The 7,058-nt window shown below is 68.1% G+C and carries 2 protein-coding genes; both read left to right on the top strand.

The features are described from left to right. Positions 1-5,043, top strand: a 5,043-nt coding sequence (locus ACLQ2R_RS39335) for an amino acid adenylation domain-containing protein (protein WP_425966520.1), incomplete at its 5' end; no start/stop codon positions are given. 2 nt (positions 5,044-5,045) lie between these two features. Next, the coding region (locus ACLQ2R_RS39330) for an amino acid adenylation domain-containing protein (protein WP_425966519.1) at positions 5,046-7,058 on the top strand (2,013 nt) is incomplete at its 3' end.

Genomic DNA, 7,058 nt, shown 5'->3' with positions numbered 1-7,058 from the left:
GAACACACCCTCACCGGCCACCCCGCCATCCGCCAATGCGCCGTCATCCTGCGCGACGACACCTACCTCGCCGCCTATGTCGTTGCCGATCACGACCAGGGTGACCCTGATCCCGCTGATTTGCACGAGTACCTGGCGCGCCGACTGCCCATGTACATGATCCCCACCGCGTGGGTCGCGCTGCCGGAGTTGCCCGTCACCCGCAACGGCAAGCTCGACACCGCCGCGCTACCCGCCGTCGCATCGCCGACCACCGAGTACGTGGCACCCCGCACCGACACCGAACGCTGGCTCGCTACGACCTGGCAGGAACTACTGGGAGTGGAACGGGTCGGCGCCGACGACAACTTCTTCACCCTCGGCGGCAACTCCCTGCACGCCACCCAGCTCGCCGCCCGCATCCGCGAACACCTGAACATCAATTTTGACCTGCGCCATCTGTTCACCAATCCGGCACTCGCGCAACTGGCCGCCCGCCTGGATGCGGCCGAGGTCGCACCCGCGCAAAAACCCGTCGTGCCGGTCACACGAGAAGGCGCGCTGCCATGCACCCCCCAGCAAGAAGGCCTATGGTTCCTGCAGCGCATGGACCCATCCTCATCGGTGTACCACATCCCGTTCGCGCTGCGGCTGCGTGGTGCGTTGGACGTCGCCGTCCTGGAGCGGGCCCTGCTCACCTTGGTGGAGCGGCATGAGGCGTTGCGTACCAGGTTCGTCGAGGTGGACGGCCTGCCGCGGCAGGTGATCGACCCTCCACCGTCGACGTTCTCGCTGCCGGCGGGAAATGTCGAGGCCGAGCGAGTCGATTCATGGGTGACCGAGCGGCTGACGCGGCCGTTCGACCTGACGGCCGGGTCGCTGTTCCGCGCGGCGCTGGCCCGGATCGCACCCGATCATCACGTGCTGATGCTGGTGGTCCATCACGTCGTCGCCGACGGCTGGTCAGGCAAGATCTTGGCCGAGGAGCTCGCCGCCCTGTACAGCGGCGGTGACGCCTCGCTGCCGGAGGTGTATCTGCAGCCGGCCGATCATGCGGTCTGGCAGCGCCGCTGGCTGGACGGCGATGAGATGGAGCGTCAGCTGGCCTACTGGCGTGAGGCCCTGGCCGATCTGCCGACACTGGACTTCCCCAGCGACCGGCCCCGGCCGGCCCAGCCCACCGGTGCCGGTGCGGTCGCCGGTCGCCGGTTGCCCGACGCCACCGCGGCGGCGGCACGCGCCTACGCCCGCACCCACCAGGTCTCCTTCCTGGCGGTCCTCCAGGCGGCCCTGCTGACCGTGCTGCACCGCTACACCGGGCAAGACGATCTGACCATCGGGTCGATCTTCTCCGGCCGTACCCGCCCCGAGATCGAGCCCATCGTCGGGTTCTTCGCCAACACCCTGGTCCTGCGCACCGACGTCAGCGGCGAGCCCACCTTCGCCGACCTCGTCGACCGCTGCCACGAGAGCGTCCTCAACGCCACCGAACGCCAAGACATCCCCTTCGGCCTGATCGTCGACGCCCTGCAACCCGAACGCGTCACCGGACGCAACCCCCTGTTCCAAATCAGCCTCACCCTCCAACCCGCCAACACCCAAGCCGACCTGACACTCGGCGACGTTCGCGCCGAGCCGATCGAGGTCACCGACAGCTACGCGCGCTTTGACATCCTCATCAATGTGGCAGACGTCGACGGCAGATCCGAACTGATGGTCGAGTACTCCACCGAGTTGTTCGACGCCGACCGCATCGAACGCCTCCTCGACCACTACACCGCCGTCCTCGCCGCCGGCCTGGCCGCACCGGGCACCATCGCCGACGACATCGACATCATGTCGGCCACCGAACGCCACCAGGTGCTTCAGGTCTGGAACGACACCGCCGGCGGGCAGCCGGTCGAGCTGGTACATCGGCTGGTCGAGACGGCCGTCGACCGTACGCCGGAGGCCGTCGCCGTCGTCGACCACGACGGCACGGCATGGACGTATCGGCAGCTCGATCTGGCGGCCAACCAGCTCGCGCACAGGCTGCGCCGGCACGGCGTCGGCCCAGGCGTTCCGGTGGGAGTATGCCTGTACCGGAGTGCCGACATGGTCATCGCGCTGCTGGCCGCCTTGAAGGCCGGTGGAGGTTACCTGCCGTTCGAGCCCGACCTGCCGCCGGAAAGGCTCGCGTTCATGCTCGCTGACGCCGCCCCGCCGGTCGTCGTCACCCACAGCACCCACGAGTCCGCCTTTCCCGTCGCGATCACGCTGGACACCGAGCGAGATGCGCTCGCCGCTGAACCGGCCACTCCACCGGACAGTGATGTCTCCGTCGACTCACTCGCCTACGTGCTCTACACCTCCGGCTCGACCGGCACTCCCAAAGGTGTCCTGGTCTCGCACCGCGGGGTCCACAAGCAACTCGACTGGATGCAGGAGACGTACCGACTGGAGCCCACCGACCGCGTGCTGCAGAAGACGCCGTACAGCTTCGACGTCTCGGTCTGGGAGTTCTTCTGGCCGCTCGCCGTCGGCGCCACCCTCGTCGTCGCCGCGCCTGGCGGCCACCGCGATCCTGAGTACCTGCATCGGCTGATGGCCCGGGAGGGTATCACCACGGTGCATTTCGTTCCGTCGATGCTGCTGGCGTTTCTCGACGCCGTACAGGATGGCCTCGATCCGGCAGCGCTGCGGGGCCTGCGCCGGGTGTTCGCCAGCGGCGAGGCGCTGCCGGCGGTCGCGGCGCACCGGTTCCTGGCCATCTGGCCCGACATCGAGCTGCACAATCTCTATGGCCCGACCGAGGCATCGATCGACGTCACGTCCTGGCGTTGCGAGCCGGACGCCGTCACCGTGCCGATCGGGCCTCCGATCACGAACATGCGGACCTACATCCTGGACGACCGCCTGCGGCCGGTGCCGATCGGGGTGCCGGGAGAACTTTTCATCGGAGGGCCCGTGGCCCACGGCTATGTCAACCGGCCCGGTCTCACCGCGCAGCGCTTTGTGGCCGACCCCTACGCGGACCGGCCCGGCTGGCGTATGTACGCCAGCGGCGACCTGACCCGTTGGCGACGGGATGGGGCGATCGACTACCTCGGCCGCACCGACCGCCAGGTCAAACTTCGCGGCCAGCGCATCGAACTCGGCGAGATCGAACACACCCTCACCGGCCACCCGGCCGTCCGTCAGTGCGCCGTCATCCTGCGTGATGACGCCTACCTCGCCGCGTATGTGGTCGCCGACCATGACCAGGGAGACCCTGATCCCGCTGATTTGCACGAGTACCTGGCGCGCCGACTGCCCATGTACATGATCCCCACCGCGTGGGTCGCGCTGCCGGAGTTGCCCGTCACCCGCAACGGCAAGCTCGACACCGCCGCGCTACCCGCCGTCGCATCGCCGACCACCGAGTACGTGGCACCCCGCACCGACACCGAACGCTGGCTCGCCGCGGCCTGGCAGGAACTACTGGGAGTGGAACAGGTCGGCGTTCACGACGGCTTCTTCGACCTCGGCGGCAACTCGCTGCACGGCACGCAGCTCATCGCCCGGATCCGCAACGGTCTGAGCATTGAACTCGAGCCACGGCACCTGTTCACCAGCCGGGTGCTGGAACAGCTCGCCGCGCGTCTGGACGAGTCCGGGACCACACACGCCGGGAAGCCGATCGCGCCGGTGACCGAGGATGGTGCGTTGCCGTGCACGTACCAGCAGGAGGGCCTGTGGTTCATGCACCGGCTCGACCCGTCATCGCCGACCTACCATATTCCGTTCGCGCTGGGGCTGCGTGGTGCGTTGGACGTCGCCGTCCTGGAGCGGGCCCTGCTCACCTTGGTGGAGCGGCATGAGGCGTTGCGTACCAGGTTCGTCGAGGTGGACGGTCTGCCGCGGCAGGTGATCGACCCTCCACCGTCGGCGCTGTCACTGCCGGTAACCGAGATGGCCGCGGACGATGTCGAGCCGTGGGCGACGGCGGAGATCTACCGGCCGTTCGATCTGGCGGCCGGGTCGCTGTTCCGTGCCGCGCTGGCCCGGATCGCACCCGATCATCACGTGCTGGTGCTGGTGGTCCACCACATCATCGCCGACGGCTGGTCAGGCAAGATTCTCGCCGAGGAGCTCGCCGCCCTGTACACCGATAACCACGCCTCGCTGCCGACTTTGCGCCTGCGGCCGGCCGATCATGCGGTCTGGCAGCGCCGCTGGCTCGATGGCGATGAGATGGAACGTCAGCTGGCCTACTGGCGTGAGGCCCTGGCCGATCTGCCGACACTGGACTTCCCCAGCGACCGGCCCCGGCCGGCCCAGCCCAGCGGCGCCGGCGCGGTCACCGGTCGCCGGCTGCCCGACGCCACCGCCGCGGCGGCACGCGCCTACGCCCGCACCCACCAGGTCTCCTTCCTAGCGGTCCTCCAAGCGGCCCTCCTCACCGTGCTGCACTACTACACCGAGCATGACGATCTGACCATCGGGTCGATCTTCTCCGGCCGTACCCGCCCCGAGATCGAGCCCATCGTCGGGTTCTTCGCCAACACCCTGGTCCTGCGCACCGACGTCAGCGGCGAGCCCACCTTCGCCGACCTCATCGACCGCTGCCACGAGAGCGTCCTCAACGCCACCGAACGCCAAGACATCCCCTTCGGCCTGATCGTCGACGCCCTGCAACCCGAACGCGTCACCGGACGCAACCCCCTGTTCCAAATCAGCCTCACCCTCCAACCCGCCAACACCCAAGCCGACCTGACACTGGGGGCTGCGACGACGGAGCCCATCGACCTCACCGGCGGCTACTCGCGGTTCGACATCGCGCTCGACGTCATCGACAACGGGGACGGCCTCGACATGGTGGCGGAGTACTCCACCGAGTTGTTCGACGCCGACCGCATCGAACGCCTCCTCGACCACTACACCGCCGTCCTCGCCGCCGGCCTGGCCGCACCGGGCACCATCGCCGACGACATCGACATCATGTCGACCACCGAACGCCACCAGGTGCTCCATGCCTGGAATCCGGCGGCCGCCGAGGCGGACGACACCGTCACTGTGAGCGCGCCACGAGAGGGAGGAGCGTAGCGGTGCGCACCGTCGTCGCTGGTGTGGTTCGTGCTTCGGGTCTGTTGCATCAGGTCACCGCCGGACACGATCCCGGCCGGGTCGCCTTCCGCTTCCACGGCACCCCTGCCGGGTTTCACGACAGCCCTCCCGGCGAGCTGACCTACGGCCTGCTCGAACAACACGCCGGCCGGCTCGCCCACGCCCTGCGCAAAGCCGGAATCAGCCCAGGCCACATCGTGGCACTGCTACTGGAACGCGGCCCGCACCTGCTCATCGCCCAGCTCGCGGTGATGAAAAGCGGAGCCGCCTGGATGCCTCTGGACCCCCAGCACCCACCGGCCCGCCTGGCCTTCCAACTCCACGACACCGCAGCACCGCTCCTGCTGACCACCACCGACCTGACCGACCTCGCCACCGACCTGACCGGCCTGGCCGCCAACACCGCCCCCGACACCTGGGTCCTGGACGATTCATCACACCAAACCCGGCTGGCCGACCACCCCCACACCACACCGGATGTCGACATCCGACCAGACGACGCCGCCTACCTGATCTACACCTCCGGCTCCACCGGCACCCCCAAAGGCGTCCTCGTCTCCCACCGCTCAGCCTTCACCTACTGCCGCAACGCGGTCGAACAGTTCGCCGTCACCGCCACCGACATCATCCCCCAAACAGCCAACCCCGCCTTCGACGTCACCATCTTCGACACCTTCGCCCCCCTCCTGGCCGGCGCCACCATCATCAGCGCACCACACACCGTCTTCGCCGACCCCGCCGCGTTCACCACGCTGTTACGAGAAGCAGACGTTACGGTTGCCTACATCCCTCCGGCGGTTCTGGCCCTGCTCGACCCGGCGCAACTGGTCGAGAGCCGGCTCCGCGAAGTGTTCTGCGCCGGTGCTGTGCTCAGTGTCGAACTCGCCAACCGTTGGTCGCGACCTGGGCTCGTGCTCCACAACGGGTACGGTCCTACCGAGACCACCGTGGCGTGCACCAATTACGTGTGCCCCGGCACGCCGTTGCAGGGCCTGGTGCCCATCGGTACTGTCATGCCCCGCCATCGCGCGTACGTTCTCAACAGACGTCTGCGACCGGTACCGGTCGGAGTATCGGGTCAGCTCTATATCGCCGGGGCCGGTCTGGCCCACGGCTACCTCAACCGGCCCGGTCTCACCGCGCAGCGCTTCATGGCCGACCCCTACACCGACCAGCCCGGCCAGCGCATGTACGCCACCGGCGACCTCGTCCGCCGCCGCCCGGACGGCCTGCTGGAATTCCTCGGCCGCACCGACCGCCAGATCAAACTCCGCGGCCAGCGCATCGAACTCGGCGAGATCGAACACACCCTCACCAGCCACCCCGCCATCCGCCAATGCGCCGTCATCCTGCGCGACGACACCTACCTCGCCGCCTACATCGTCGGCGCCACCGACCCGGATGATTCCGAACTGCACGAGTACCTGGCGCGCCGACTACCCACGTACATGATTCCCGCCGTGTTCGTGATGCTGCCCGAGCTGCCACTGACCCGCAACGGCAAGCTCGACATCACTGCACTCCCGGACCCGGCACCACAGATCAGTGAACACCTTCCGCCTCGCACCGACACCGAACGCTGGCTCGCCGCGACCTGGCAGGAACTACTGGGAGTGGAACAGGTCGGCGCCGACGACAACTTCTTCACCCTCGGCGGCAACTCCCTGCACGCCACCCAGCTCGCCGCCCGGATCCGCGAACACTTGAACATCAATTTCGACCTGCGCGATCTGTTCACCAACCCGGCACTCGCGCAACTGGCCGCCCGCCTGGATGCGTCCGAGGTCGCACCCGCGCAAAAACCCGTCGTGCCGGTCACACGAGAAGGCGCGCTGCCATGCACCCCCCAGCAGGAAGGCCTATGGTTCCTGCAGCGCATGGACCCATCCTCATCGGTGTACCACATCCCGTTCGCGCTGCGGTTGCGTGGTGTGTTGGACGTCGCCGTCCTGGAGCGGGCCCTGCTCACCTTGGTGGAGCGGCATGAGGCGTTG

This window comes from Streptosporangium sp. DT93, assembly GCF_049844535.1.
GTDB lineage: Bacteria > Actinomycetota > Actinomycetes > Streptosporangiales > Streptosporangiaceae > Streptosporangium.
This window is presented reverse-complemented; position numbering and strand designations above follow the sequence as displayed.